The organism is Streptomyces sp. JNUCC 63, from assembly GCF_054366325.1.
On sequence record NZ_CM135963.1, the window covers coordinates 5305494 to 5329477 of the forward strand.

Below are 23984 nucleotides of genomic sequence, written 5' to 3' on the forward strand. Positions count from 1 at the left end.
GCGCAACTCCTTGCGGTCGCCGTCACTCTAACGAGCCGAACCAACCTGTACGGCGCACCGAAACGCGCCATTCCGGGGGAGGAAGCTCGTAGTGAGAATTGCATTCCTGGTCCGCGATCTGTGCCACATGGGGGGTGTGGTGACGGCGACGCAGAACCTTGCCGGTGCGCTCGCCGAGAAGCACCAGGTGGAGATCGTGGCGCTGCGGAAGGTGCGGGACGAGTCGTACTTTCCGCTCGACGGCCGCGTGCGCGTGCGGGCCCTCACCGACCTGCGGAGGCACTCCGCGTCCTACGACGGCGACGACCCGCTGGCCCACGAGTTTCCGGCGCGCTACCCGTACCCGAAGGCCGAGGAGAAGCCGGTTGTCAGCAGGCTCGCCGAGAAGCGGCTGCTGACGTACCTCGACAACACGGACGCCGACGTGGTGGTGAGTTCCAACCCTCGGATCACCGTGCTGCTGGCCGCGGCGCGGGGCCGGTACGTGAAGATCGCGCAAGAGCACTCCATGCCCGGCATCTACGAGGAGGAGGTGCAGGGGCTGCTCTTCGGCGAGGCCTACCGAGGGCTCGACGCCATCACCGTGCTCTCGCCCGAGGAACAGGACAACCTCGGCCGGCTGGTCCCGAACGTCCGTGACCGGATCAGCGTCATGCCGAACTGCATCCCGGATCCTGGCGGCCGGGTCTCCGACGGCACCGGCAAGGTGGTCGTCACCGCTGGCGTCCTCAAGCCCCACAAGAACTTCCACGGCTTGGTCGACGCCTTCGCGACCGTGGCGGAACGCCATCCGGACTGGCGGCTGCGGATCTACGGCAGCGGCGTCGAGGAGGCGGCCCTGCGACGCCGGATCCACGAGAGGAACCTCTACGACCACGTCCACCTGATGGGGCCCGCGTTTCCGGTCACCGCCGAGTTCGCCAAGGGTTCGATCTTCGTGCTGCCCTCGCTCCGCGAGCCCTTCGGCAATGTGACGGTGGAAGCGATGACCCGAGGGCTGCCGGTGGTCAGCATGGACTGCGACCACGGTCCGCGCAACATCCTCACTCCCGGCACCGACGGCCTCCTCGTCCCCCTCGACGACACCGAAGCCATGGCAGCCGCGATCAACGAGCTCATCGAGGACGAGGGCCTGCGCGTCAAGATGGGCCGTGAGGCACGCCGGACTGCCGAGAGGTTCGCTCCAGGGCCCAGTGCCGAGCGGTTCGAGGCGATCGTGGCCAAGGCGCTGTCCCGGTCCGACGTGGTTCGCGGACTCCCCGGGACGGCCGACTGCGCCGTCCTGGCCGACGGTGACGTACAGGTGGAACTCGTGCCCCGCGAGGCGGGGGACGAGCTGCCGGCCGGACTGCGTCTCGTCTGCCGCGATGTGCGCGGCACCAAGGAGCCCGTCCATGTGCCGTTCGTGCACGGCACGGCCCGGATACCGAGGCGCGGCTGTCTCGGGGACGGCGTCTGGGAACTCGGACTCGTGTCGGACGAGGGTTACGAGAAGGCGTTGCGGGTGGGCCACTGTGACGTGACGGAGCTGGTGTCACCGTGCCACGAGCCGGGCGTGGAGGGCTTGGAGCTGCTGCTGCCGTTCAGGGAGCGGACGACCGGTCACCTGCGGGTCCGTAGCCGGGTCCGGAAGCGACACTCGGAGGTGACCGGACTCCAGGTCGGGCCCGACAGCGTCCACGTCGAGGCCGACTCCTGGAGCGGTGAGGAGATCGTCGTCGGAGCGGAAGTCGCGGCGGTCAACCGGAAGGACAAGAAGCGGGTGCTCCTGTTCCCTGTGACCTGGGCAGAGGGAACCCGGTTCGGCTGTGAGATCACGCTCGACTCCCTGACCGCGGAGCACCGGCACGAGGAGGAGATCTGGGATCTCTGGCTGCGGCCGGCCGACGGTGGCAAGGTGCGGATGAGCAAGCTCGCCACCGATGTGCTGGAACCGTCCAAGGTCTTCAGGTATCCGCGTCCGGTGCGCGAGCGCGCGGGGGGCGAGGGGAGCCGGCCGGCCAAGGGCGGTGCGACCCGCGCTGCCTGGTGGTCCCGGCGAGGTGACCGCGATCCGCAGCCCCCCGCACCGTCCCGGGTGGAGATCCGCCCGTACTTCACGACGGCCGCCCAACTGGCCTTCAAGACGGTGACGCTCTGACACGACCAAAGGGCGGCCCCCGGCGGGCAAGTCCGCCGGGGGCCGCCCTTCGGTCGCCCGGGCGGGGTCGACGTGGGAGCGGCGACGAATCAGCGGCACGGGCTCCGGCCCCGATGGATGAGACGCACCCCCGCACGGAACCGTTGTTGAGGGTGAGGCCGCCACTGCCGTCGCATGTGACGGCGATCGTCGAAACCTTGCTTCATGGGGGAACGCATGGGCGTGGAGCCCACCACAGGTCCGACAGTCTCGGTAATCGTCCCGGTCCACAACGCCGCCGACTACCTGAGGGAATGCCTGCAATCGGTCGCCGACCAGTCGATAGGGTTCGGAAAACTCGAAATCATCGCCGTGAACGACGGCTCCACGGACGGCAGCGCGGCACTGCTCGACGCGTGGGCGGAACGTCACCCGGAACGGGTCCGGGTCGTCCACCAGGAGAACTCCGGTGCGCCGGGCGGTCCTCGCAACCGGGCCATCGAGATGGCCGCCGGCGAGTTCCTGTTCTTCGCCGACCCCGACGACTACCTCGGTGCGGAGGCGCTGGAGCGGCTGGTGGCCGCCGCCCGGCGCAATGACTCGGACGTGGTGCTCGGCCGGATCCGGGGCGTGGGCCGCAAGGCACCGGTCACACCCTTCCGGAAGAACGTGGACGCCGGCGACATCTTCACCTCCCACGCGGTGTGGACCCTCACGGCGCACAAGCTCTTTCGGCGCTCGCTGGTCATGCGGCACCGGCTGCGCTTCGCCGAGGGAGTCCGGCTGGCCGAGGAACAGATCTTCGTCGTACCCGCCTACCTGTTCGCCCGGTCGATCTCCGTCGTGGCCGACTACGACTGCTACTACCTGGTCCGCCGCCCGGGCTTCCCGCATCTGACCCAGGCGGCCCCCGAACCCGCGCCGTTCTACGGCAATCTGCGCGAGGTACTGGGCGTGGTGGCCGCACACGTACCGCCCGGCCGCCGGCGCAACGAACTGCTGCACCGCTGGCTCACCCTCGAAATACTCGGCCGTTTCGGTCCGGCCTTCGCCGAACAGCCCCATGAGACCAGGGCCTTGCACGTCGAGCTCGCCGGGCATCTGCTGCGCGAGTTCTTTCCGCAGGAGCTGGTGGCCGCGTTGCCGCCGCTCGCGCGGCTGCGCTGCTCGCTGATCTCCCAGGGGCTCCTGGAGGAACTCACCGCCCTCAGCACCCTGGTGCCCAAGCCGCAGCCGGCACCCGAACCGGACCCCGCGACGAAGGGCCGGGGCCGGACAACGGGCCGGTTCCGCAAGTGGCTGTGCCGTTGACGACCGAAGAACCGGCCGGGCTCCTCGCCCGGCCGGTTCGACCACTCACACCTCCTTGGCCTGCTCCAGCATCCGGTCCACGACCCGCTGGGAGGCATGGCCGTCGTCGAGGTCGCAGAACAGGTGGTGGAACCGCGCGAACCGGTCCTGGTACTCGGCGGCCACGCTGTCGATGTCCCGGATCGCCGCCACCAGTTCCTCGGACGTGGCGATCAGCGGCCCGGGCGAGTCCTTCTCGAAGTCGAAGTAGAAGCCACGCAGCGTGTCCCGGTAGTGCTCCAGGTCGTACGTGAAGAACAGCATGGGACGCTTCAGATGGGCGTAGTCGAACATCACGGACGAGTAGTCCGTGATCAGCATGTCCGCGGCCAGGTACAGATCGGCGATGTCCGGGTACTCCGAGACGTCCCACACGAAGCCGTTGCCCGCGCCGGGCACGGCGTCGACGACGTTGGAGTGGCGACGGATCAGCAGCACATGGTCCTCGCCGAGATGCCGGCGGGCGTCGTCCAGGTCGATCCGCAGATCGAACAGGTACTGGCCGGCGCTGTGCGACTGGTCGTCCCGCCAGGTCGGCGCGTACAGCACGACCTTCTTGCCGCTCGGGATGCCGAGTGTCTCCCGCACCTTCTCCGCGATCTTGTCGCGGTCGGGCGAGTAGAGGTAGTCGTTGCGCGGGTAACCGGCTTCGAGTATCTCCCCGTCGTAGGAGAAGGCACGCTTGAGGATCGGCGTGGAGAACCGGTTGGAGGAGACGAGCAGGCTCCAGTTCTTCGCTTCGAGCGCCAGGCGGTTCTGGTACTCGCGGTCGAAGTACAGGGTCTCGATGTCGTGGCCGATCTTCTTGAGCATCGTGCCGTGCCAGGTCTGCACGATGACCTGACCGGGCCGGCGTTCCACCCACTCGGGCAGATGCCCGTTGGTGACGATGTACCGGGACGTGGCCAGCGCCTCGAACCATTCGCGGCCCCACATGCGCACCTTGTCCGCGGTGGGCGGCAGGATCACCTGGCCGTCGCGCACGGCCCACAGGAACTTCAGGTCGCTGCCGCGGCGCAGCAGCTCCTCGTGCATGGCGCGTGGGCTGTCGGAGTACTGCTTGCCGTTGTAGCTGAGGAAGAACACCTGGTCGCGCAGCGGCTGCCGGCAGCCCGGCTCGTACACCTCGCGGCGCAGCTGGAGCTGGCGGTACGGGCCGCGCTCCAGGTCGCTCAGCTCGGACCGGCAGTTGAGCTGCGGGAAGTCGCCCCACCGGTTCTCGAACCAGTAACGGCGCCCGTTCAGTTCGGTGTGCAACGGGAACTGGGGCAGGGCGAGCCGGTCGATGACGAACTCGGCGTCCGGCACCTCCGGGTTCGGGGAGCGCAGGAGGAGGTTCCAGCGGCCGGCCTTGAGCGGTACTCGACCGGATCCGCCCATCAGCGACGGGTCGAAGGCCGTGGTGAACGTGCCGTCCTCGGACCAGGTGACGGATGCCTTGCGTTCGTCGAAACGGGCGTTCGCCTTGAGGACCAGATCGGCTCCGGCGAGCGCGAGGCTGCTGCGGCCGTTCACCACGATCTGCCCGTCCTTCAGGCCGATTCCGGTGATCACCGCGCGGCGCGTCCGGCCGATGATCTTCAGATAGCCGTTGGGGCCGGACACGAGGGCGATCTCCCGGTGGGCGCCCGCCTCGCCGAAGGAGCCGGGCAGGTCGAAGGAGAGGTCCTCCAGTCCTTCCCGCATCACACTGCTGAACTGGCGCTCGGTGCCGTCCTCGGCGGTGGCCAGCAGCACGGTGCTCCACTGGCGGCGCTCCGGCTGGGCCTGGTCGTCGACGGTGCTGCTGCCGAGGAGGGCCACGTCGGTGAGCGGCACACGGCTGCGGAAGGTCGTCCTGCCGTCCTGCCGTGTCATCTCGACGGGGTACTTGCGGACCTCGCCGCTCTTGGCATGGTTCAGGCGGAACGCCAGCGTCTCCCCGTCCTTCAGCGGAACACGGATGTCACCGCTGATCTCCACCGCGTCACCGTCCAGCCGCCGATCGGTGATCAGGGCGCGCACCTTCTCGACACGCAGCTTGAAGGCGTCGCGCTCGGCGGTCGGCAGCAGCCGGAAGTCCTCGTCGAGCCACTGGTAGGGCGGGAAGTTCGCGGCCGAGCCACCGCGGGCCCAGACGCCGCTGCGCCGTACCAGACCGGACGCGTAGACGTTGATGCCGACGTGCCAGAGGCCTTCCTGCCAGGCGCCGCCCTTGCGCAGCTTGGCGGGGTCGAGCGTCAGCTCCCAGCCGGCCCAGTCGTAGTTGTACCTCTGCTGTCCGGAGTCGGTGGTGCACTCCGGCCGGTGGACGTTCCTGGTGGGCAGGAAAATGCGACGGCGCGAACCGTGCCGCTTGAGCTGAACGATCTTGACGCTGCTCCGCTTGGCCGACACGTCGATCTTGTCGATCCAGGCGTCGCCGGACAGCAGCAGCTTGCCGTCCTGCCAGGTCACCGAGCGCAGCGGGGCGCGCAGGTCCAGGTCGCCGTCGATGCGCAGGGCGGACTTGGGCAGGTCGTAGCCGCTCTCCTCCAGCGTGCGGAAGCTCGCGTACTTGCGGAAGGTCCCGGAGACCTCCACCGGCTCCCGGCGGCGCTGGGAGGCCAGAAGGGCGATCAGCTCCGGCATGGAGTGCTTGCGGACCAGGAGCCACTGGACCCGCAGGTCCGTGGGCAGGCCCATGACGATCTTCGGGTCCACCATGTCGAGGTAACGGTTGGTGGCTTCCAGGAAGGCCTCGTGGAACTCGGCCGTCGCGTCCGGCAGCACCCGGAGGAACAGCCTGAGGTCGTCGCGGAGCACCCGGTCGTCGTACTGGCGTTTGTACTCGGTGAACTCCGGGCCCGGCTGCTGTGCGAGGTAGTCGCTGACCATGCTCACCGCGGTGACACGGTCGCGGATGGCCTGGGGCTCCTTGCGGCGCTGGGTGATCGAGGGCGCCGACTCGCCCTCGCGCAGCCGCCAGAAGTAGGTCGGCTCACCGATGATGTCGACGGCCTCGGCGCGGTAGTGCGCGGGCAGCACGACCGGGATGTCCTCGTGCAGGATGCCCTCGGGGAAGACGAAGGCCTCCTTTTCCCAGTAGGAGCGCCGGAACACCTTGTTGCAGGCGATGCGGTCGGCGATCAGCTTGGGGTACTGGGAGATGTGGGTGCGCTTGCGGGCCTCACCGGCGAGCATCTTCAGCAGCGGCACCTGCCACGACTTCTCGCCCTTGAGGTGGAAGACGTTGCCGGTGGCGAAGTCCGAGCCGGACTCGTCCAGGCTGGCGATCATCAGCCGGTAGGCGTCCGGCGGGATGACGTCGTCACTGTCGACGAAGGTGAGGAACTCCGCCTTGTCCGACATGTGCGCGATGCCGGTGTTGCGGGCCGCGCCGAGCCCGGCGTTCTCCTTGCGGATGAGCTTGAAACGCTTGTCGCGGGCCTCGTACGCCGCGGCTATGGAGGCGGAGTCGTCCGGGGAACCGTCGTCGACCATCAGGACTTCGATGTCCCGGAAGGTCTGTGCGGCGAGCGAGTCCAGGCACGCGGGCAGATAGCGCTCGACGTTGTAGATGGGGACGATGACACTGAGCCGAGGGGCCATGGCTTTTGTGTGCTCCTTCCGGGGTCAGGCCCGCTCGACCAGTTTGAGCGCCTGGTCGGGGGTCGGTGCGTGGGATCGTTCGGCGAACGGGACGAACGGCAGCGGGTTCTCCTCGCCGAGGAAGACGCGTCGCACCACTCTCTCCGCTGCACGCCCGTCGTCGAACTCGCAGAAGCGGCGGCGGAACGCCGCACGGCGTTCGGTGGCGTCCAGCCCGTCGTACTCGTCCGAGCCGAGCAGCCGGATCAGCTCGGCCTGGGAGGTGGCGACCACACCGGGCGGTTCCTCCAGCAGATTGAAGTACGTGCCGCGGACCGCGGAGTAGATGTCCCAGTCCGGGGCGTAGGTGATGATCGGCCGGTCGAGCACGGCGTAGTCGAACATCGCGGAGGAGTAGTCCGTGATGAGCGCGTCCGCGGCCAGGTAGAGATCCTCCACCCGGGCGTGCCCCGAGACGTCGACGATCCGGCCGCTGCGGCGCAGTTCGGCGACGTGCGGAGAGCTGCCGTAGAAGTAGTGCCCCCGCATCATCAGGGTCACGTCGGGGCCGAGTTCCTCGGCGAGCCGGGCGAGGTCGAGCGCGGGGGTGAAGCCCGGCTGGTATTCGCGGTGGGTGGGCATGTACAGGAAGGCCTTGGCGCCGTCGGCGAGTCCCAGCGCGGCGCGGGCCCGTCGCACGTCCGCGACCGTGGCGTTCACGAGGATGTCGTTGCGCGGGTAGCCGGTCTCCAGGGAGGTGTACGAGCAGGGGTACACCCGCTCCCAGACGGCGGTCGAGAAGCTGTTGGAGCTGAGGCTGAAGTCCCAGCGGTCGCACCGTTCGAGGAGCTTGGCGAAGTCCATGTCGGTGGAGGCGGGGTACTTCTGCTGGTCCAGGCCCATCGTCTTCAGCGGCGTCCCGTGGTGGGTCTGCAGATGGATCTGGCCCTCCCGCTTCACCACGGCGTCCGCGAAGTTCACGTTGTTGACGAGGTACTTGGCGCGCGCCAGGGCCGCCCAGTACGCGCGCGAGCCGACGGGGACGACCTCCACGCCCTCGGGCACCTGGTCCACCGCGTCCGGCCGGATGGCCCACACACGGCGTATCCGCGGGGCCAGGCGGGCGAGTTCGGCGTCGATGGCCGCGGGGTTGCAGGAGACGCTGCGGCTCCAGTAGGCGGAGAACAACGCGAGGTTCTCGTTGATCGGAAGCCGCAGCTGGGACTGGTAGAAGGCACCTATCGCGCTGCGCTTGGACCGGTTGAGCGCCGTGCGGGCCCGGGTCTTGACGGACCGCCGGAACTTCGCGGCCGCGGTGGCGCTCGCCATGGCCGTGTACGCGTCGCGCTCCAGGAGCGCGTACTTCTGGCCGAGTCTGCCGGCCGGCCGCTTGAAACCCTTGGGAACACGTGCGCGGTAGTCCGCGGCGGCGCGGTGGAAGAACTCCGCCCGGGCGTTCTGCGGCAGACGGCCCGGACGCTCCAGCACGGTCAGGTAGTGGTCGGCCATCTTGCGGAACAACGGCTCCCGCCACTGGGCGAGTTCCTCGTGCGCCTCGACGAAGTCGAAGACACGGCGGTACTGGTCGAAGACGTCGAAGTGCTTGCGGCTGACCGTCTTGAGGATGTTGCCGCCCTCGCGGCGCTGCCGGTAGAGCACGCAGACGCGGTCCAGTACGGCCATTCGCTCGGCGCTGATCATTGAGCAGAACGTCCAGGGGGCGTCCTCGTAGTACCCGGACGGGAAGGTGAGGCCGGTGCGGGCGATGAAGTCGCGGCGATAGGCCTTGTTCCAGACGATTTGGAGCAGGTTGAGCAACTGCGGGCGGTCGGCGAGGCGGAAAACGTCCGGGCCCTCGGCCTTGAGCAGGTCCGCTCGCAGATTGGGGCGGACCTGGCCGTCCCAGTAGGTGCGCGCGTAGTCGTAGACCAGTATCTCCGGGTCCCCCGTGGCCTCGAGGCGATCGGATATCGCCGCCAGCGCACCGTCGGACAACGTGTCGTCACTGTCCAGGAACAGAATGTAGTCGCCCTGGGCTTTCTCCAGCCCCGCGTTGCGCGCACGCCCCAGGCCCACGTTTTCAGTGAGGTGAATCACATGAATACGGGCGTCCCTCTCCGCGTATTGGTCAAGAATGGCGCCCGAGCCATCCGGGGAGCAGTCGTCGACGGCGACGATCTCGAAGTCCGTGTAGCTCTGCCCGAGTATGGAGTCAAGGCACTCGGTTAGATAGCCCTGCACCTTGTACACAGGGACAACGAGGGAAAGTCTGGGCATCCTTACAACCTGTTCCGAGAACTGACCACGTGCGCACGGGGACGGACCGCGCTCCGGGAGTCCGTGGGCCTGGAGGGCGTCATCGCATCAGGGTAAAGGATTCACGTGAAGTTTCCGTGGGCGCGGTTGCGGATGTCCAGAGAGTGACTGGTGTCGGAATGGCCCGATTTTAGAATGTTCTTGATCTCCGGGTGAAGGCGGGGACGGTTCTCCCGCAATCAGGCAATTAATGCCCTTTTATCTCTATGTCCCATCTGTCGGATTCGATTTTCCCGCGCCCGCAGAAGAGTCTGCATGCAGTGACTACGACCCTGGAGGCGTGAGGATGAGCTGGCTTGTCACGGGCGGAGCCGGATACATAGGCGCGCATGTGGTGCGTGCCATGCGCGACGGCGGTGAGTCCGTGGTCGTGTACGACGATCTGTCCACCGGCAGTGCGGACCGGGTGCCGGAAGGGGTGCCGCTCGTCGTCGGCAGCGTCGTGGACCGTGATCCGCTGGAGCGGGCGATCCGTGACCATGGCGTGACAGGCGTGGTGCACATCGCGGCCAAGAAGCAGGTCGGCGAATCCGTCGAGCGACCGCTTCACTACTATCGCGAGAACGTCACCGGCGTGCAGACGCTCCTGGAAGCCATGTCCGCGACAGGCGTCGCCAAGATCGTGTTCTCCTCCTCCGCGGCCGTCTACGGCATGCCCGATGTGGACTTCGTCACGGAGGACACCCCGTGCGCCCCCATGAGCCCGTACGGGGAGACCAAGCTCATAGGGGAGTGGCTGATCAAGGCGGCGGCCACCGCGTACGGCATGCGCGGCGCGTCCCTGCGCTACTTCAACGTGGCCGGAGCGGCGTTCCCCGAACTGTCCGACACCGGCGTCTTCAACCTCGTTCCCATGGTGTTCGAGCGGCTGGAGGCGGGGGAGGCGCCACGGATCTTCGGCGACGACTACACGACGCCTGACGGCACCTGCATCCGCGACTACATCCATGTGCAGGACATCGCCTCCGCCCACCTCGCGGCGGCACGGCGTCTCGAGGAGGCCCCGAGGGGGACGGCCCTCACGCTGAACATCGGCCGTGGCGAGGGAAGTTCGGTGCGGGAGACGGTCGACCGCATCCTCAAGATCACCGGCAATGAGGGCGTGACCCCCGAGGTGACGGATCGTCGCGCCGGCGACCCGGCCCGCGTCGTGGCCGCGGCGGACCGCATCCGCGACGAACTGGGGTGGTCGGCCCGGCATGGTCTGGACGAGATGATCGAGTCGGCCTGGCGGGGGTGGCGGCACCGCCGTCAGTGACACGGCGGGAAATCCAGGCCGGATCAGTGTCTCCTCGCAGCGGCTGCCGGCTCGCTTGCGCGAGTCCGTCTCGGACATGACGGAGGCGAAGCCGGTCGGCCGGCCACGCGTCGAACCAGTCGAGCACCCCCTGCTCGTCCGCCGGACGCCGGCCGGGCGGCAGCCGCAGCAGCGACGAGCCCGGGCCCGCCGACGCGAGCGCGGGGGCAATGCGGTACCGGTCGCCGCCGGCCGGGGAACGTGGGCCACGGCCGTTGCCGTCAGCCCGGCTGTCGCGGGCGGGCCGAACTGTGCCGCCGGGGACACGGCGGTCGAGGCGAGCGGCAGCACACGCGGCCCGAGCACCGCCGACGCCTGCGCAGGGGTGGGCGCGCTCAATCGGCTCGGCCCTGAAGCCGCGCGAGTGCTGACGGGGTGTGCGGCCGGCGGATTCGCGGAACGAGGACGGGGCAGTCGGACCGCTGATCACCGGAGGTACCCGGCCCGGGTCTTGCCGGGGTGTCGTGGCTGTGTCCCTGACCAAGTCGCGTGACAGCCACGACCTTGCACTGATCAAGCTCAGCCGGTCCGCGAACGCCGAGCCCTTGCCCCCGGCGGCGAAGCACTCCGCGATCGGCGCGACGACGTATGCCTCAGGCCACGGCGTGGACTCGGCCAGTGGCCGGAGCGACTGGCGCCTGCGCCGGAGTACCGAGCGTGTGGTGGACAACTCCTTCCCGGAGTCCTGACCACGGCGATGGACGGAAAGCCGTGTCATGGGGACTCCGGCGGCCCGCTGTTCAGGCCGGTCGACGGAAACCGTCATCGGATCGGCGTGGTCCCCAGGCTTCCGCAGGGTGATCCCCTCGACTGTTCGGCCGGGCGTACGGTCCACTCCTCCGTGCCCAACAGCCTGGACTGGATCCAGCGCGTGACGCGGGACTTCTGACGGATCCCGCACGGCCGATGCCCGCCGCGGAACACAGCGGCGGCCCAGCAGGCCGCGCCGGTCAGTACCGGCGCGGCGTTGCCGTACGGGTGGTCCTGGGCGCCGAATTCAGGTCGTCCGCGGCCACCCAGGACCTTTTCTCGGCGCTGGGTGCCGAAAAGTCCGAAGACTCGTGGGTGCATATCCGCACGACAGGGGCCGCCCGCATCGCCACGGGCCGCAGCGGCATGATCAACCACAATGAGTTCCTCACCTTCTCACGCATGGGGAACGCGGGAGAGGCGGAGGATGTGGTGATCCGGACCTCCGTGAATCGGACCTCTCTCAACACGCGGAAAGGCGGGCACCGAGAAGTATTGTTTCTTTCCGCAGAAGACCGGAGACATCGTGGTGAGCGTCCTCGACAATCTCCCGTGTGCTCGGAACGCCACGGTGCGGGCGGCGGCCTTCGCCCTGCGCAGGGGCGCGGTCGCTCAGAAGCCCAGGCCGTCGGCCGATCGGGCTGCTCCATACGCATCGTCCACAACGACAGCAATGACGTCAGCAAGCTTTCCGGACACAAGGATACGAAAGGGACCTTCACCGGATCGCGCAATCTGGACGAGTCGTCGCTGCGCGACAACGACGAGACGATGCTCGGGTTGGAAAGGGCGGGGCCGTACGACGCCTACCGTCAGAAGTTCGAGAACACGTCCGCCGTTGCGACTCCTTCCTGATGACGCCCCGGCCCGCGCCCAGGTGCTCCTCGGAAGACCTGACCCGCGCACCCGGCCCCCGGCCGCGGAGGCCGGACACGGATCCGCGGTGCTGTCCGTAGCTCGGACCGATGCGCGGCGCACGACCCCCTTCGCGTAGATTCGGGCGGGGGCAGTCCGACCTACGCGAGGGGACAGGCAGCAAGGTGGCAGGGGCAAGGCAGGCCGCGTGCGAGGCCCGCAGGATCGTCGTCAAGGTGGGGTCCTCGTCGCTGACCACCGCGGCGGGCGGTCTGGACGCCGACCGTGTGGACGCGCTCGTGGACGTTCTCGGCAAGACGCGCAGTGGGGGAGAGAAGGAGATCGTCCTCGTCTCCTCCGGTGCCATCGCCGCCGGACTCGCGCCGCTGGGCCTGCGCCGCCGCCCCCGCGACCTCGCCCGCCAGCAGGCCGCGGCCAGCGTGGGCCAGGGCCTGCTCGTGGCCCGTTACACCGCCTCCTTCGCCCGTTACGGCATCCGTGTCGGCCAGGTCCTGCTGACCGGCGACGACACCAGCCGCCGCGCCCACCACCGCAACGCCTCCCGCACCCTGGACAAGCTGCTCGCGATGGGCGCCCTGCCGGTCGTCAACGAGAACGACACCGTCGCCACCGACGAGATCCGCTTCGGCGACAACGACCGGCTCGCCGCCCTCGTCGCCCACCTGGTCCACGCCGACCTGCTGGTGCTGCTGTCCGACGTGGACGGCGTCTACGACGGCGACCCGAGCAGGCCCGGCACCTCCCGGATAGCCGAGGTGCGGGGACCCGAGGACCTGGCCGGCGTCGAGATCGGCAGCGCCGGCAAGGCCGGCGTCGGCACCGGCGGCATGGTCACCAAGGTCGAGGCGGCCCGGATCGCGGCCGCCGCCGGCATCCCCGTGGTGCTCACCAGCGCCGTCCACGCGGCCGACGCCCTGTCCGGCAAGGACACCGGCACCTACTTCCACCCCACCGGCAAGCGCTCCGCCGACCGGCTGCTGTGGCTGCAGCACGCCTCCACCCCCCAGGGCGCGCTCACCCTCGACGACGGCGCCGTCCGCGCGGTCGTGGAGCGCCGCAAGTCGCTGCTGCCCGCCGGAATCGCCGCCGTGGAGGGCGAGTTCACCGCCGGCGACCCGGTCGAGCTGCGCGACGTGGCCGGGTGTGCGGTCGCCCGCGGGCTGGTCAACTTCGACGCCAGGGAGATCCCCCGGCTGATCGGCCGCTCCACCCGCGAACTCGCCCGCGAACTGGGACCGGCGTACGAACGCGAGGTCGTACACAGGGACGACCTGGTGATCCTGGGGCCGTAATGAGCCGAAACGTCCGGCCACCGGGGTGTCGAGGGCGGGGACGTTCCGTAAAACCGCCCCACGGAGCGCCGCGGCCTGCTCCACTTTGTCTCAGGAACACATCCGGCACGAGCGGTCCGAGCGGGACCCGGCGAGACGAGAGAGACGTGAAGGAGGCCGTCGTGAGACGAGTGCGCCCCGGGACGGCGGCGTCCCGCGGTGGTCTGACGAGCGTGACGGCCGGAGCCGGCTGCGAGGAGCCGCCCGGCCTGCCCCGGCTGTGGCACGTCACCCTCAGCGTCTCCGGCGAGGAGGCCCCGCTGCAGGAGGTGCGGCGCGGCCTGGAACAGCTCGCCCACGACCACCCCTTCCTGCTGACCAGCCGCTACGCGCGCGACCACGCCGAGATCCGCTACTGGGAGGAGGCCCGCGACCTGCACGACGCGGCCGCCGTCGCCCTGCGTCTGTGGGGCGAGCACCGGCACAGCGCCAAGCTGCCGCCCTGGGAGATCGTCGGCCTGGAGGTCATCGACCGCGAGACCTACCACCAGCGACTCGCCGCGGGCCACGGCCCGCGGCCCGCGACACCGGTGGGCGTACACCCTTTTTGACCCCGTCTCGCGCTGTGGGACGGCTGATGGACGGCCCTGTGCGGCGCACTACCCTTCCCTGCATGACCACGCTCTCGCCGTACGACTCGATGTCTCCGGTCACCCAGGCCGCCTACCGTGCCAAGGCCGCCGCCGCCGACCTCGCGCCGCTGCCGCGCGTGAAGAAGGACGACGCGCTGCTGGCCGTCGCGGACGCCCTGGAGGTCCGCACGGCCGAAATCGTCGAGGCCAACGCCAAGGACGTCGCCAAGGCCCGCGAGGCCGGTACGAGCGACGCCCTTGTCGACCGGCTCACGCTCACCCCGGAGCGGGTGCGCGCCATCGCCTCCGACGTGCGCGACGTGGCGGCGCTGCCCGATCCGGTCGGCGAGGTGGTGCGCGGCAGCACGCTCCCGAACGGGCTCGACCTGCGTCAGGTCCGCGTCCCGCTCGGCGTGGTCGGGATCATCTACGAGGCCCGCCCCAACGTCACCGTGGACGCCGCCGCCCTCTGCCTGAAGTCGGGCAACGCGGTACTGCTGCGCGGCTCGGCCTCCGCCTACGAGTCGAACACCGCCCTGGTCCGGGTCATCCGCGACGCCGTGGGCGGGGCGGGGCTGCCCGCCGACGCCGTACAGCTCGTGCCCGGTGAGAGCCGCGAGAGCGTGCGCGAGCTGATGCGCGCCCGCGGCCTGGTCGACGTGCTGATCCCGCGCGGCGGCGCCTCGCTGATCCGGACCGTGGTGAACGAGTCCACCGTCCCGGTGATCGAGACCGGCACCGGCAACTGCCACGTCTACGTCGACGCCCGGGCGGACCTCGACACGGCCGTCGACATCCTGATCAACTCCAAGGCGCAGCGGCCCAGCGTCTGCAACGCGGCCGAGACGCTGCTGGTCCACCAGGACATCGCCGCCGAGTTCCTGCCGCGCGCCCTGGACGCGCTCGCCGACGCCGGGGTGACCGTGCACGCCGACGAGCGGGTCATGGCCTACGCCAAGGACTCGCGGGCCACCGTCGTCGAGGCCACCCCGGAGGACTGGGAGACCGAGTACCTGTCCTACGACATCGCCGCCGCCGTGGTCGACTCGCTGGACAAGGCCGTCGCGCACATCCGGCTGTGGAGCTCCGGGCACACCGAGGCGATCGTCACCACCTCGCAGCAGGCCGCCCGCCGCTTCACCCAGTTGGTCGACTCCACGACCGTCGCCGTCAACGCCTCCACCCGCTTCACCGACGGCGGCCAGTTCGGCTTCGGCGCGGAGATCGGCATCTCCACGCAGAAGCTGCACGCCCGCGGCCCCATGGGGCTGCCGGAGCTGACCAGCACGAAGTACATCCTCACGGGCGACGGGCACACCCGAGGCTGACGGTCCCGGAGTGGCGGAAAGGCGTCTCGGCAGGCGGATGAATTTCCATACCGTCTGCCCAAATTGACCCCCCAGGTCTACTCTGGACCCGTGCCGGAGGACGTGGGGGGCACGCCGTTCCCTGACGGCTGGGAGCCCGACGACGACCACGACCGCGGGGTGTCGGACGAAGAGTTCGCCTCCGTGGTCTTCGACGAGGCCTTCGTACGGGCGGCCGTGATCCACGAGCCGACCGCCGTCGAACGTCTCCTGGCCGCAGCCCAGGCCAGAGCCGAGGCCACCGAGGCCGAGGCCCGGCGCGCGCACGCCAGGGGCGAGCACTACGAGGACGGGTACGGCTCCGACGGCCGCGACTTCGGCCACGATCGGTACCTCGACGACCTGGACGACCCCGACGTCCTCGAAGGCCGCTACGGCACCCCGCGGCCCTTCGGCAAACAGGTCCGCTGGCACCGTCCCGTCGCCTGGGTGCTCGCCCTCGTCATGGGCGTCGGCATGGTGGCGCTGGCCTTCGCGGCGGTCTACCGGGGCGGCTCCTCCGGCAGCCGCGACCAGGTCCCGCCACCCGCCTCCACGGGCCTGGAACAGGGCGGCGCGGCAGTGCCCTCCGCATCCGCCGACTACTACTCCCAGCCACCCGTTCCCGCGGTCCCGCGCACCCCCTGACAGCAGGGCCGGCGTGCTGGTCCGTCCTGGTGCGTCTTGGTGAGAACCTGTCAGAACTTGTCGCGCAGCAGGGCGTTTACCGGGGCTTCCGGAGACCTACCCTGAAGGTATGGGAGGGCCTGGAGACCCACCTGAGGGGACACCCGAGGGCGCCCCGGGAGGTGGGGAGGACGAATACCGATCCGTCGTCTTCGACGAGTCGTTCGTCCGCGCTGCCCGCCTCCAGGAGTACTCCGCGCAAGAGCGGATGACCGACCACACCCCTGCCGTGCGCCGCCGCCCGCCGCTGCGCCGCGGACTGTCCCGGCAGGCGCTGATCCTCGTCCTGCTGATCGCCTTCGCCTTCGGCACCGCGATCTACCTGGGCGTACGGCACCCCTACCAGGCCGCGCAGGCCCAGCAGCCCGTCGACCCGCTGCGGACGACCGTGATCCCGCTCGCCCCGCGGGGCAAGGTGCCCGGAGCCGTCGACCCCGAGTTCCTGTACGCGCACAGCCCGGCCGCCCAGTTCAACGTCGGCGCCGGGGGTATCCCGCTGCCCGCCGTCCGGCGCACCGCGCACTTCTCCGACAGCCAGATCGTCGCCGCCCTGTCCACCGCCAAGGACTACATCGTCGCCTCCTCCCTCGACCCGGAGGTGCTCACCGGCGGCCAGACCCATCCCGTGCGGGCCCTGCTCGACCCCGGCCAGCTCGACCAGTTCGACCAGAGCGTCGACGCCCCCGCCGCCGACGGGCGGCACGCGCCCACCGGGTGGCTGGTCCGCTTCGACCCGGCCCGGGTCGAGCTGGCCGACCGCCGGATCCGGGTGCAGGGCAGCCTGCAGGCCGCCGAGACCGACGCCACCACCCTCGAGGTCAGCGCCGACCACACCGTCGTCTACGCGCTGAAGCCGGTCGGCTCCGCCGCCGAGGCGCCGGCCTCGCTGTTCACCGTCCGGCGCGAGCTGCAGTTCCGCTTCACCCACGACGACCTGCGGCTGCACCAGGTCCAGCTGGTCGTCTCCTACGTCCAGGCCGGCCCGCTGTCCTGCGCCGAGGACCCCACGGGCCACTTCCGGCCGCTGCTGGCCGGCCAGACCGCCAAGGCGGGCGGCCCGGCCGGCACGGACCCCTACGCCACGGACAACGCCACGGCCCTGTGCGGGTCCCTGGCGCCGAGCGCCCAGCCGCGGGTGTGACGTCGCCGGGCGGTGAGCGCCTGGGACGCTGTCAGTCCTCGTCGCGCGGCGGGGTGTCGGCGGGCGGCTGGTCCTTCGGACGGTTGTCGGACGGGGCCGAGCCGGTGAAGCCGCTGAAGCCGCGCCGCACCCGGTCGCCCAGGTCGCCGGCGCCGCCCGCCAGGTCGCTGACCAGTTTCATCAGCGGGTCCTTGGAGCTCTTGACGTGGTTGGCGTAGTGCGCCGCCGACTCGCGGAAGGAGTCGCCGACCGAGGTGTCCTTGTCCTCGGTGCGGCGCGGGTAGTGGCCGTCCATGATCCGCTGGTAGTCGCGGGACGCGGCCCACTTCTTCAGCTCGGCCGCCCGCACGGTGGCGAAGGGGTGGGTGCGGGGCAGCACGTTGAGGATCTTCAGCACGGAGTCGCGCAGGTCGCCCCCGGACTCGTACTCCTCGGCCTGCGCGAGGAACGCGTCCACGTTCATCTCGTGCAGGTGGTTGCCGCCCGCCATCTTCATCAGGCCGCGCATGGACGCCCGCAGGTCCTGCCCGACCAGCAGGCCGGCCCGGTCGGCCGACAGCTCCGACTTGCGGAACCACTCGCGCAGCGCCGTGACGATCGCCATGATCGCCAGGTTGCCCAGCGGGATCCAGGCGACCCGCACGGCCAGGCTCGTCAGGAACAGCAGGATCGTGCGGTACACCGCGTGGCCGGACAGGGCGTGGCCCACCTCGTGGCCGATGACCGCCCGCATCTCCTCCTCGTCGAGCAGCTCGACCAGGCCGGTGGTGACGACGATGATCGGCTCGTCCAGGCCGATGCACATCGCGTTGGGCTGGGGGTCCTGGCTGACGTACATCGGCGGGACCTTCTCCAGGTCCAGGATGTAGCAGGCGTCCCGCAACATGTCGTTCAGATGCGCGAACTGCTGGTCCGAGACGCGCACCGAGTCGGACAGGAACAGCAGCCTGAGACTGCGCTCGGGCAGCAGGCCGCTGAGGGCCTTGAACACCGTGTCGAAGCCGCTCAGCTTGCGCAGAGCGACCAGGGCCGAGCGGTCGGCCGGATGCTCGTACGCCCGCGAGGAGATCTCCGGGAAGCGCGTGCGCTGCCGGCTCGGCACGTGCTCGTGCTCGTTGTGCTCGTGGCCGTCGTCGGACATGTGGTCCCCCATGTCTGTGAGTGTCCCAAATCGCCCCCCAAGCAGTGCCAAGCCTAGGCGGAGATACCGTGGACGGGCAGTACAACGAAGGAGTCCACGCCATGGAGCAGCACTACCCCGCAGCCGCCTGGCTCACCGAGGCCGCCGCCCAGCACCAGGGGGGCGGCTACCTGCTCCGCATCGTACTGATCGTCATGGTCCTGGGCTGCGTCCTCACCGGCTGGTTCCTCCTCCGCGGCTACAAGCGGAACGACGACTGAGCCCGCGGAAAGGTTCCCGGCACCGGCCGCGCCGGCAATGACGGAGTCGGCGTGAGCACTGTGGAGGCGGCCGCTTACGATGGGCCGACATCCTTGCCCGCCCACACCCGGATAGGTTCTGCCGAAGATGAGCTTCCCCAGTGCCGCTGCCCAGTTGGTCGCCCTCGCCGAGGGCGGGGGCGGCAACCACGAGAGCCTCGACCCCCTCCTCACCGGCGGCAGCGCGCTCTTCATCCTGCTGCTCCTGCTGTGGATCACCACCCGCTTCAACCGGGACCGCTGAGTCCCGTCCGTCCCGGGGATCTGCCCGGAGGAGTCCTCAGGCCGGGCCGGTAGGGTCTGCCGCATGGGAGAGCAGGACATGCCTACCGGTCCGGTGAGTGGCACGGCGAAACGCCCCGAGCGCGGGCCCGGCGGCGGCCCCGCGGAGTCGGGCAAGCGCCGCCTGGGCGTCATGGGCGGAACGTTCGACCCGATCCACCACGGGCACCTCGTGGCGGCCAGCGAGGTCGCCGCGCAGTTCCACCTGGACGAGGTGGTGTTCGTCCCCACCGGCCAGCCCTGGCAGAAGAGCCACCGCCACGTCTCCTTGGCCGAGGACCGCTACCTGATGACGGTCATCGCGACGGTCGAGAACCCGCAGTTCTCCGTGAGCCGTATCGACATCGACCGCGGCGGCCCCACCTACACCGTGGACACCCTGCGCGACCTGCGCGCTCTCAACCCCGACACGGACCTGTTCTTCATCACCGGCGCCGACGCGCTCGCCCAGATCCTCACCTGGCGGGACTCCGAGGAACTGTTCTCCCTCGCGCACTTCATCGGCGTCACCCGGCCCGGCCACCACCTGACCGACCCCGGCCTTCCCGAGGGCGGCGTCTCGCTCGTCGAGGTCCCCGCCCTCGCCATCTCCTCCACGGACTGCCGGGCGAGAGTCGCCAAGGGCAAACCGGTCTGGTATCTGGTGCCGGACGGAGTGGTGCGCTACATCGACAAACGCGAGCTGTACCGCGGCGAGTGAGCCGAGAGGGGCACCGGTGAACGACCGATACGACGCTGGGTACGGGGGCGACGGTTACGAGCTCGTCGGCTACGACGAGTACGGCCGGCCTGTCTACCGGCAGGTCCCGGCGCAGCAGACTCCGCAGCAGACCTACGACGCGTACGGACAGCAGGGCTACGGCTACGGCTACGACCCGTACGCGACGGGCGGCCAGCAGCAGCCGGGTCCCTCCCCTTACGGCGCCGGTCACGACGGCGCCGGCCACGACAGCGCCGGTCACGACGGCGGCCACCACACGGGCCGGCAGGGAGCCGTCCCCTCCTCGTACGACCCGTACGGGGCGTACGATCCCCACGCCCACCAGGTCTCCCAGGGTTCCTACGACCCCTATGGCCGGACCGCGACCAGCGGGCCTCAGCCCCGGGTCGCCGAGCAGACCGCCCACATTCCGCAGCAGACCGGCCCCGCGGACGCCGACCGGGCGGCGCAGGCACCGGACCGGGACGTCACGGACGAGCCGGAGTACCGCACCGAGCAGTTCGCCTTCGTCGAGGAGCCGACGGACGACTCCGAAGACGTCATCGACTGGCTGAAGTTCACCGAGAACCGCACCGAGCGCCGCGAGGAGGCCCGCCGCCGCGCCCGCAGCCGCCTCATCGCCCTGGCCGTCGTCCTGGCGCTGGTCGCGGCGGGCGGCGTCGGCTACCTCTGGTACGCCGGCAAGCTGCCCGGCCTGTCGCCGTCCGGCACCAAGACCGGCACCGCGACCGCCGCCGGCGCCCAGAAACGCGACGTGATCGTCGTCCACCTGCACAACACCGACAAGGGCGGTACCTCCACGGTGCTGCTCGTCGACAACGCCACCACCAAGCAGGGCGCCACCGTGCTGCTGCCCAACTCCCTCGCCCTGACGGCCGACGACGGCAGCACCACGACCCTTGCCAAGTCGGTCCAGGACGACGGCTCCTCGGGTACCCGCGAACAGCTCGACACCGTCCTCGGCACCAAGATCCAGGGCACCTGGCGCCTGGACACCCCCTACCTGCAGAACCTCGTCGACCTGGTCGGCAACATCGACGTCGACACCAACGCCGACGTACCCGACCCGGACGCCGGGAAGAAGGGCACCGCGCCCCTGGTCCGCAAGGGCAAGGACCAGACCCTCAGCGGGAAGACGGCCGTCGCCTACGCCACCTACCGGGCCTCCGGCGAGGCGCAGAACGCCCAGCTGGAGCGGTTCGGCCAGGTGATGCAGAGCGTGCTGCGCAAGATGTCCTCCGACGCCTCGCTCGCGACCACGACGGTGCAGACGCTGCAGCAGATCCTCGACCCCTCGCTCACCGACAAGGACCTCGGCACCTTCCTCGCCAAGCTCGCCGAGCTCGCCAAGGGCGGCGACTACAGGACGGCGCTGCTGCCGGTGCAGGCCGACGGCACACTGAGCGCGCAGACCGGCGACAGCGTGGTCAAGGACGTCCTGGGCGGCACCGCGAAGAGCCCCGACCAGTCCTCGGCCGTCCGCGTCTCCGTGCAGAACGCCTCCGGCACCAAGGACTACACGGAGAAGACCCGCGTCGTCCTCCTCAACGGCGGCTTCACCTTCCTGGAGGGCGGCACCGCCTCCGCCGTCCGGGCGACGTCCGAGGTCGTGTACTCCGACGCCGCCGGCAAGGAGAACGCCACCGAGGTCGCCAAGACCCTGGGGCTGCCCGCCACCGCGGTGACGAAGGGCACGGTGACCGCCGGCGCCGACGTCTCGGTCGTCCTCGGCCAGGACTACAAACCCTCGTCAGCACAGTGATCCATCAATCACGTGGGGTGTCCTCGGCGGTCCGTGAGACCCTTGGTGTCAAGTGACCACCGACGGAAAGCCCTGTAGTGACCGCGACCGACCGTTCTCTCGAGCTCATCAACACCGCCGCCCAGGCGGCAGCCGACAAGCTCGCGCACGACATCATCGCCTACGACGTCAGCGACGTGCTGTCGATCACGGACGCCTTCCTGCTGGCGTCCGCTCCCAACGACCGCCAGGTCAAGTCGATCGTCGACGAGATCGAGGAGCGGCTGCTGAAGGAACTCGGCGCCAAACCGGTGCGCCGCGAGGGCGACCGCGAGGCCCGCTGGGTCCTGCTCGACTACGTCGACATCGTCGTCCACGTCCAGCACAGCGAGGAGCGCGTCTTCTACGCCCTGGAGCGGCTGTGGAAGGACTGCCCCGAGCTCGAACTGCCCGCCGACGCCAAGGCCAGCCGGGGCAGGGCCGAGGAGCACGCCAGGCAGCAGGCCGCCGAGGAGTCGGCGGAGCTGGACGGTGACCGCTGGTGAGCGGCGCCGGTGCGGGGTCCGGCAGGATGCCGGACCGGGGCCGCCGCATCATTCTGTGGCGGCACGGCCAGACCTCCTGGAACGTGGAGCGCCGCTTCCAGGGCAGCACGGACGTCGAGCTGACCGAGACCGGCGTCGGCCAGGCCCGCCGCGCCGCCCGGCTGCTGGCCTCCCTCGGGCCCGACGCGATCGTCTCCTCCGACCTGAAGCGCGCCGCGCGCACGGCCACCGAACTGGCCGCGCTCACCGGCCTGGAGGTCTCCCGGGACGAGGGCCTGCGCGAGACCTACGCGGGCGTCTGGCAGGGCCTGACGCACGAGGAGATCATCGACCGGTACGGCGAGGAGTACGCCGCGTGGAAGCGCGGCGAGCCGGTGCGCCGCGGCGGCGGTGAACTGGAGACCGAGGTCGCCGACCGCGCCGCCCCCGTGGTGCTGCGGCATGTGGAGAAGCTGTCCGAGGACGGCACGCTCGTGGTGGTCAGCCACGGCGGCACCATCCGCACCACCATCGGGCGCCTCCTCGGCCTGGAGGCCCGCCACTGGGAGAGCCTGGGCGGTCTGTCCAACTGCTGCTGGTCCGTCCTCGGCGAGGGCGCCCGGGGCTGGCGGCTGCTGGAGCACAACGCCGGCACGCTGCCCGAGCCCGTCCTCGGCGACGACGACTGAGCCGCCCCCGCCGCACGCGACCCGGATTTCACTTTCCGGCAGGTCGCAGGCTAAAGTTCTTCTTGTTCGACCCGCCGAGCGGGACGAGACACCATGCGGCTCCGCCGCGTGGCGGCAAGGGGCTATAGCTCAGTTGGTAGAGCGCCTGCATGGCATGCAGGAGGTCAGGAGTTCAATTCTCCTTAGCTCCACAGCTTCAGGAATCGGCCGACACTCTGTTGAGTTGTCAAGGACCGGTTGTCAGGATCCCGTCCCTCAGGGGGCGGGATTTTCTGTGCTCCACATGCGGATGACCTGCTCGGCCGCCGCGTCCGACACCGGCCACCGCCGCTGCCTCTCCTCCCTGAGCAGCGCCACCTTCTTCCTGGCCTCCTCACTCTCCGGTGTGTACGCCACGATCCGGCACTCCGGCATTCCGTCGATCGACAGGGACATCGAGGTCATCCTCAGCTCGCCCACCGCACGGTGGCGGAACGTCTTCACCCGCGGCCCCGGCGGTATCACCGCGCCGCTCGCCCACAGCTCGGCGAAGCGTGGGCTGGCCGCCGACAGTCGGCGTATGAAGTCCTCCCAGGCGGGCTCTCCGACGTGTCTGCCGTAGGAGGACCGCAGAGTCGCCACCATCACCGGCAGCTCGCGCTCGCGGTGGACCACCGGACAGGCGTCCTCGGAGACCACGAACAGCGTCCACAGCACATTGGGCACACCGACTTCCAGCGTCTCCGGCACCACGAACAGGTCGCGGTAGGCCGCGTTGGTGGCCAGCACGTCGTACCGCGAGTTGTACACCGCCGCCGGATGCGGATCCAGGGCGTCGATGAGGACCTGGATCTCGGGCCCCACCGCCTGGACCGGCCGCCCGGGTGCCGGGTCGTAGGGCACCTCCGCCAGCCGGTACAGGTGCTCCCGCTCCGGCGGGTCCAGCCGCAGTGTGCGCGCCACCGCGTCCAGCACCTGCGGCGAGGCGTTGATCGGGCGGCCCTGCTCCAGCCACGTGTACCAGGTGATGCCCACGCCCGAGAGCTGGGCCACCTCCTCACGGCGCAACCCCGGCGTACGGCGGCGCAGCCCCGGTGGCATCCCCACGTCGGCCGGTGTCACCCGGGCGCGCCTGCTGCGCAGGAACGCGGCCAGCTCCGACCGGCGGCGCTGTGCCGTCCTCGTCGTCGTGCTCCCCATGGTCCCCCCCGTCGTCACGTTCCTCATCGTCGAGGCCGGACCCGTCCCCTGCCAGGTGCTGTCAGTACCAGCAT

General features: G+C 70.0%; 20 protein-coding genes and 1 tRNA gene. 17 read left to right on the forward strand and 4 right to left on the reverse strand.

From position 1 onward, the window contains the following. Nucleotides 1-91: 91 nt before the first annotated feature. Entirely contained in the window at nucleotides 92-2140 is a 2049-nt protein-coding gene (locus ACX25U_RS24360; RefSeq protein WP_454383122.1) for a glycosyltransferase, read from the forward strand. 204 nt (nucleotides 2141-2344) lie between these two features. Then, complete coding sequence (locus ACX25U_RS24365; protein WP_454383123.1) at nucleotides 2345-3430, forward strand: glycosyltransferase family 2 protein; 1086 nt, start codon at nucleotides 2345-2347, stop codon at nucleotides 3428-3430. 45 nt (nucleotides 3431-3475) lie between these two features. Here the strand turns inward: ACX25U_RS24365 and ACX25U_RS24370 are convergent, their stop codons facing one another. Both ACX25U_RS24370 and ACX25U_RS24375 read right to left on the reverse strand, forming a co-directional pair. Next, nucleotides 3476-7039, reverse strand: a complete 3564-nt coding sequence (locus tag ACX25U_RS24370) for a bifunctional glycosyltransferase/CDP-glycerol:glycerophosphate glycerophosphotransferase (RefSeq protein WP_454383124.1) — start codon at nucleotides 7037-7039, stop codon at nucleotides 3476-3478. Nucleotides 7040-7063: 24 nt separating this feature from the next. Next, on the reverse strand, nucleotides 7064-9295 hold the full coding sequence (locus ACX25U_RS24375) for a bifunctional glycosyltransferase/CDP-glycerol:glycerophosphate glycerophosphotransferase (protein WP_454383125.1): 2232 nt from the start codon (nucleotides 9293-9295) through the stop codon (nucleotides 7064-7066). A 325-nt stretch (nucleotides 9296-9620) separates the two neighbouring features. Between ACX25U_RS24375 and galE the strand changes: the two genes are divergently transcribed. The 8 genes from galE to ACX25U_RS24415 all read left to right on the forward strand — a co-directional run bounded on the left by galE (nucleotide 9621) and on the right by ACX25U_RS24415 (nucleotide 17334). Continuing rightward, nucleotides 9621-10592 carry a UDP-glucose 4-epimerase GalE gene (galE, locus tag ACX25U_RS24380; RefSeq protein ID WP_454383126.1) on the forward strand — a complete coding sequence of 324 codons (972 nt, stop codon included), beginning with the start codon at nucleotides 9621-9623 and terminating at the stop codon, nucleotides 10590-10592. 503 nt (nucleotides 10593-11095) lie between these two features. Beyond that, a complete protein-coding gene (locus tag ACX25U_RS24385) occupies nucleotides 11096-11320 on the forward strand; it encodes a hypothetical protein (protein WP_454383127.1) in 225 nt (74 codons plus the stop codon). 217 nt (nucleotides 11321-11537) lie between these two features. Beyond that, complete coding sequence (locus tag ACX25U_RS24390; RefSeq protein WP_454383128.1) at nucleotides 11538-12236, forward strand: hypothetical protein; 699 nt, start codon at nucleotides 11538-11540, stop codon at nucleotides 12234-12236. Between the two features lie 185 nt (nucleotides 12237-12421). After that, nucleotides 12422-13549 (forward strand): glutamate 5-kinase, encoded by a 1128-nt coding sequence (gene proB / locus ACX25U_RS24395; RefSeq protein ID WP_454383130.1) that lies wholly within the window; start codon nucleotides 12422-12424, stop codon nucleotides 13547-13549. A 161-nt stretch (nucleotides 13550-13710) separates the two neighbouring features. Then, the gene (locus ACX25U_RS24400) at nucleotides 13711-14139 is read left to right on the forward strand and encodes a hypothetical protein (RefSeq protein WP_454383131.1); all 429 of its coding nucleotides are present in this window, start codon (nucleotides 13711-13713) and stop codon (nucleotides 14137-14139) included. Between the two features lie 62 nt (nucleotides 14140-14201). Further along, nucleotides 14202-15488: a glutamate-5-semialdehyde dehydrogenase gene (locus ACX25U_RS24405; protein ID WP_454383133.1), complete on the forward strand. Its 1287-nt coding sequence runs from the start codon at nucleotides 14202-14204 to the stop codon at nucleotides 15486-15488. A 90-nt stretch (nucleotides 15489-15578) separates the two neighbouring features. Further along, nucleotides 15579-16154, forward strand: a complete 576-nt coding sequence (locus ACX25U_RS24410; RefSeq protein WP_454383135.1) for an SCO2584 family spore wall biosynthesis protein — start codon at nucleotides 15579-15581, stop codon at nucleotides 16152-16154. Nucleotides 16155-16263: 109 nt separating this feature from the next. Further along, nucleotides 16264-17334 (forward strand): SCO2583 family membrane protein, encoded by a 1071-nt coding sequence (locus ACX25U_RS24415; RefSeq protein ID WP_454383137.1) that lies wholly within the window; start codon nucleotides 16264-16266, stop codon nucleotides 17332-17334. 31 nt (nucleotides 17335-17365) lie between these two features. Here the strand turns inward: ACX25U_RS24415 and ACX25U_RS24420 are convergent, their stop codons facing one another. Next, nucleotides 17366-18475, reverse strand: coding sequence for a M48 family metallopeptidase (locus ACX25U_RS24420; RefSeq protein WP_454394486.1), 1110 nt, complete (start codon nucleotides 18473-18475; stop codon nucleotides 17366-17368). A 101-nt stretch (nucleotides 18476-18576) separates the two neighbouring features. On the opposite strand from ACX25U_RS24420, the gene ACX25U_RS24425 reads away from it, so the two are divergent. From ACX25U_RS24425 to ACX25U_RS24455, 7 genes are all read left to right on the forward strand, one after another. Further along, entirely contained in the window at nucleotides 18577-18735 is a 159-nt protein-coding gene (locus tag ACX25U_RS24425; protein WP_454383139.1) for a hypothetical protein, read from the forward strand. A 127-nt stretch (nucleotides 18736-18862) separates the two neighbouring features. Then, a complete protein-coding gene (locus ACX25U_RS24430) occupies nucleotides 18863-19018 on the forward strand; it encodes a hypothetical protein (RefSeq protein WP_454383141.1) in 156 nt (51 codons plus the stop codon). Between the two features lie 63 nt (nucleotides 19019-19081). Continuing rightward, nucleotides 19082-19756, forward strand: a complete 675-nt coding sequence (gene nadD / locus ACX25U_RS24435) for a nicotinate-nucleotide adenylyltransferase (protein ID WP_454383143.1) — start codon at nucleotides 19082-19084, stop codon at nucleotides 19754-19756. A gap of 16 nt (nucleotides 19757-19772) precedes the next feature. After that, nucleotides 19773-21539, forward strand: a complete 1767-nt coding sequence (locus tag ACX25U_RS24440) for an LCP family protein (RefSeq protein ID WP_454383145.1) — start codon at nucleotides 19773-19775, stop codon at nucleotides 21537-21539. A 77-nt stretch (nucleotides 21540-21616) separates the two neighbouring features. Next, a complete protein-coding gene (gene rsfS, locus ACX25U_RS24445) occupies nucleotides 21617-22063 on the forward strand; it encodes a ribosome silencing factor (protein ID WP_454383147.1) in 447 nt (148 codons plus the stop codon). A gap of 26 nt (nucleotides 22064-22089) precedes the next feature. Then, nucleotides 22090-22731, forward strand: coding sequence for a histidine phosphatase family protein (locus tag ACX25U_RS24450; RefSeq protein ID WP_454394488.1), 642 nt, complete (start codon nucleotides 22090-22092; stop codon nucleotides 22729-22731). A 118-nt stretch (nucleotides 22732-22849) separates the two neighbouring features. Continuing rightward, nucleotides 22850-22922: transfer RNA gene (locus ACX25U_RS24455), tRNA-Ala, on the forward strand. Nucleotides 22923-22986: 64 nt separating this feature from the next. Here ACX25U_RS24455 and ACX25U_RS24460 read toward each other — a convergent pair. After that, nucleotides 22987-23937 (reverse strand): helix-turn-helix transcriptional regulator, encoded by a 951-nt coding sequence (locus tag ACX25U_RS24460; protein WP_454383149.1) that lies wholly within the window; start codon nucleotides 23935-23937, stop codon nucleotides 22987-22989. Nucleotides 23938-23984: the final 47 nt, after the last annotated feature.

What these genes read in the sequence shown, in the direction of transcription:
- ACX25U_RS24365 (WP_454383123.1), top strand. Translation starts at nt 2,345, where the DNA reads ATGGGGGAACGCATGGGCGTGGAGCCCACCACAGGTCCGACAGTCTCG.
- ACX25U_RS24370 (WP_454383124.1), bottom strand. Translation starts at nt 7,039, where the DNA reads ATGGCCCCTCGGCTCAGTGTCATCGTCCCCATCTACAACGTCGAGCGC.
- ACX25U_RS24375 (WP_454383125.1), bottom strand. Translation starts at nt 9,295, where the DNA reads ATGCCCAGACTTTCCCTCGTTGTCCCTGTGTACAAGGTGCAGGGCTAT.
- galE (WP_454383126.1), top strand. Translation starts at nt 9,621, where the DNA reads ATGAGCTGGCTTGTCACGGGCGGAGCCGGATACATAGGCGCGCATGTG.
- ACX25U_RS24390 (WP_454383128.1), top strand. Translation starts at nt 11,538, where the DNA reads ATGCCCGCCGCGGAACACAGCGGCGGCCCAGCAGGCCGCGCCGGTCAG.
- ACX25U_RS24405 (WP_454383133.1), top strand. Translation starts at nt 14,202, where the DNA reads ATGACCACGCTCTCGCCGTACGACTCGATGTCTCCGGTCACCCAGGCC.
- ACX25U_RS24415 (WP_454383137.1), top strand. Translation starts at nt 16,264, where the DNA reads ATGGGAGGGCCTGGAGACCCACCTGAGGGGACACCCGAGGGCGCCCCG.
- ACX25U_RS24420 (WP_454394486.1), bottom strand. Translation starts at nt 18,475, where the DNA reads ATGTCCGACGACGGCCACGAGCACAACGAGCACGAGCACGTGCCGAGC.
- ACX25U_RS24425 (WP_454383139.1), top strand. Translation starts at nt 18,577, where the DNA reads ATGGAGCAGCACTACCCCGCAGCCGCCTGGCTCACCGAGGCCGCCGCC.
- ACX25U_RS24430 (WP_454383141.1), top strand. Translation starts at nt 18,863, where the DNA reads ATGAGCTTCCCCAGTGCCGCTGCCCAGTTGGTCGCCCTCGCCGAGGGC.
- nadD (WP_454383143.1), top strand. Translation starts at nt 19,082, where the DNA reads ATGGGAGAGCAGGACATGCCTACCGGTCCGGTGAGTGGCACGGCGAAA.
- ACX25U_RS24450 (WP_454394488.1), top strand. Translation starts at nt 22,090, where the DNA reads ATGCCGGACCGGGGCCGCCGCATCATTCTGTGGCGGCACGGCCAGACC.
- ACX25U_RS24460 (WP_454383149.1), bottom strand. Translation starts at nt 23,937, where the DNA reads ATGAGGAACGTGACGACGGGGGGGACCATGGGGAGCACGACGACGAGG.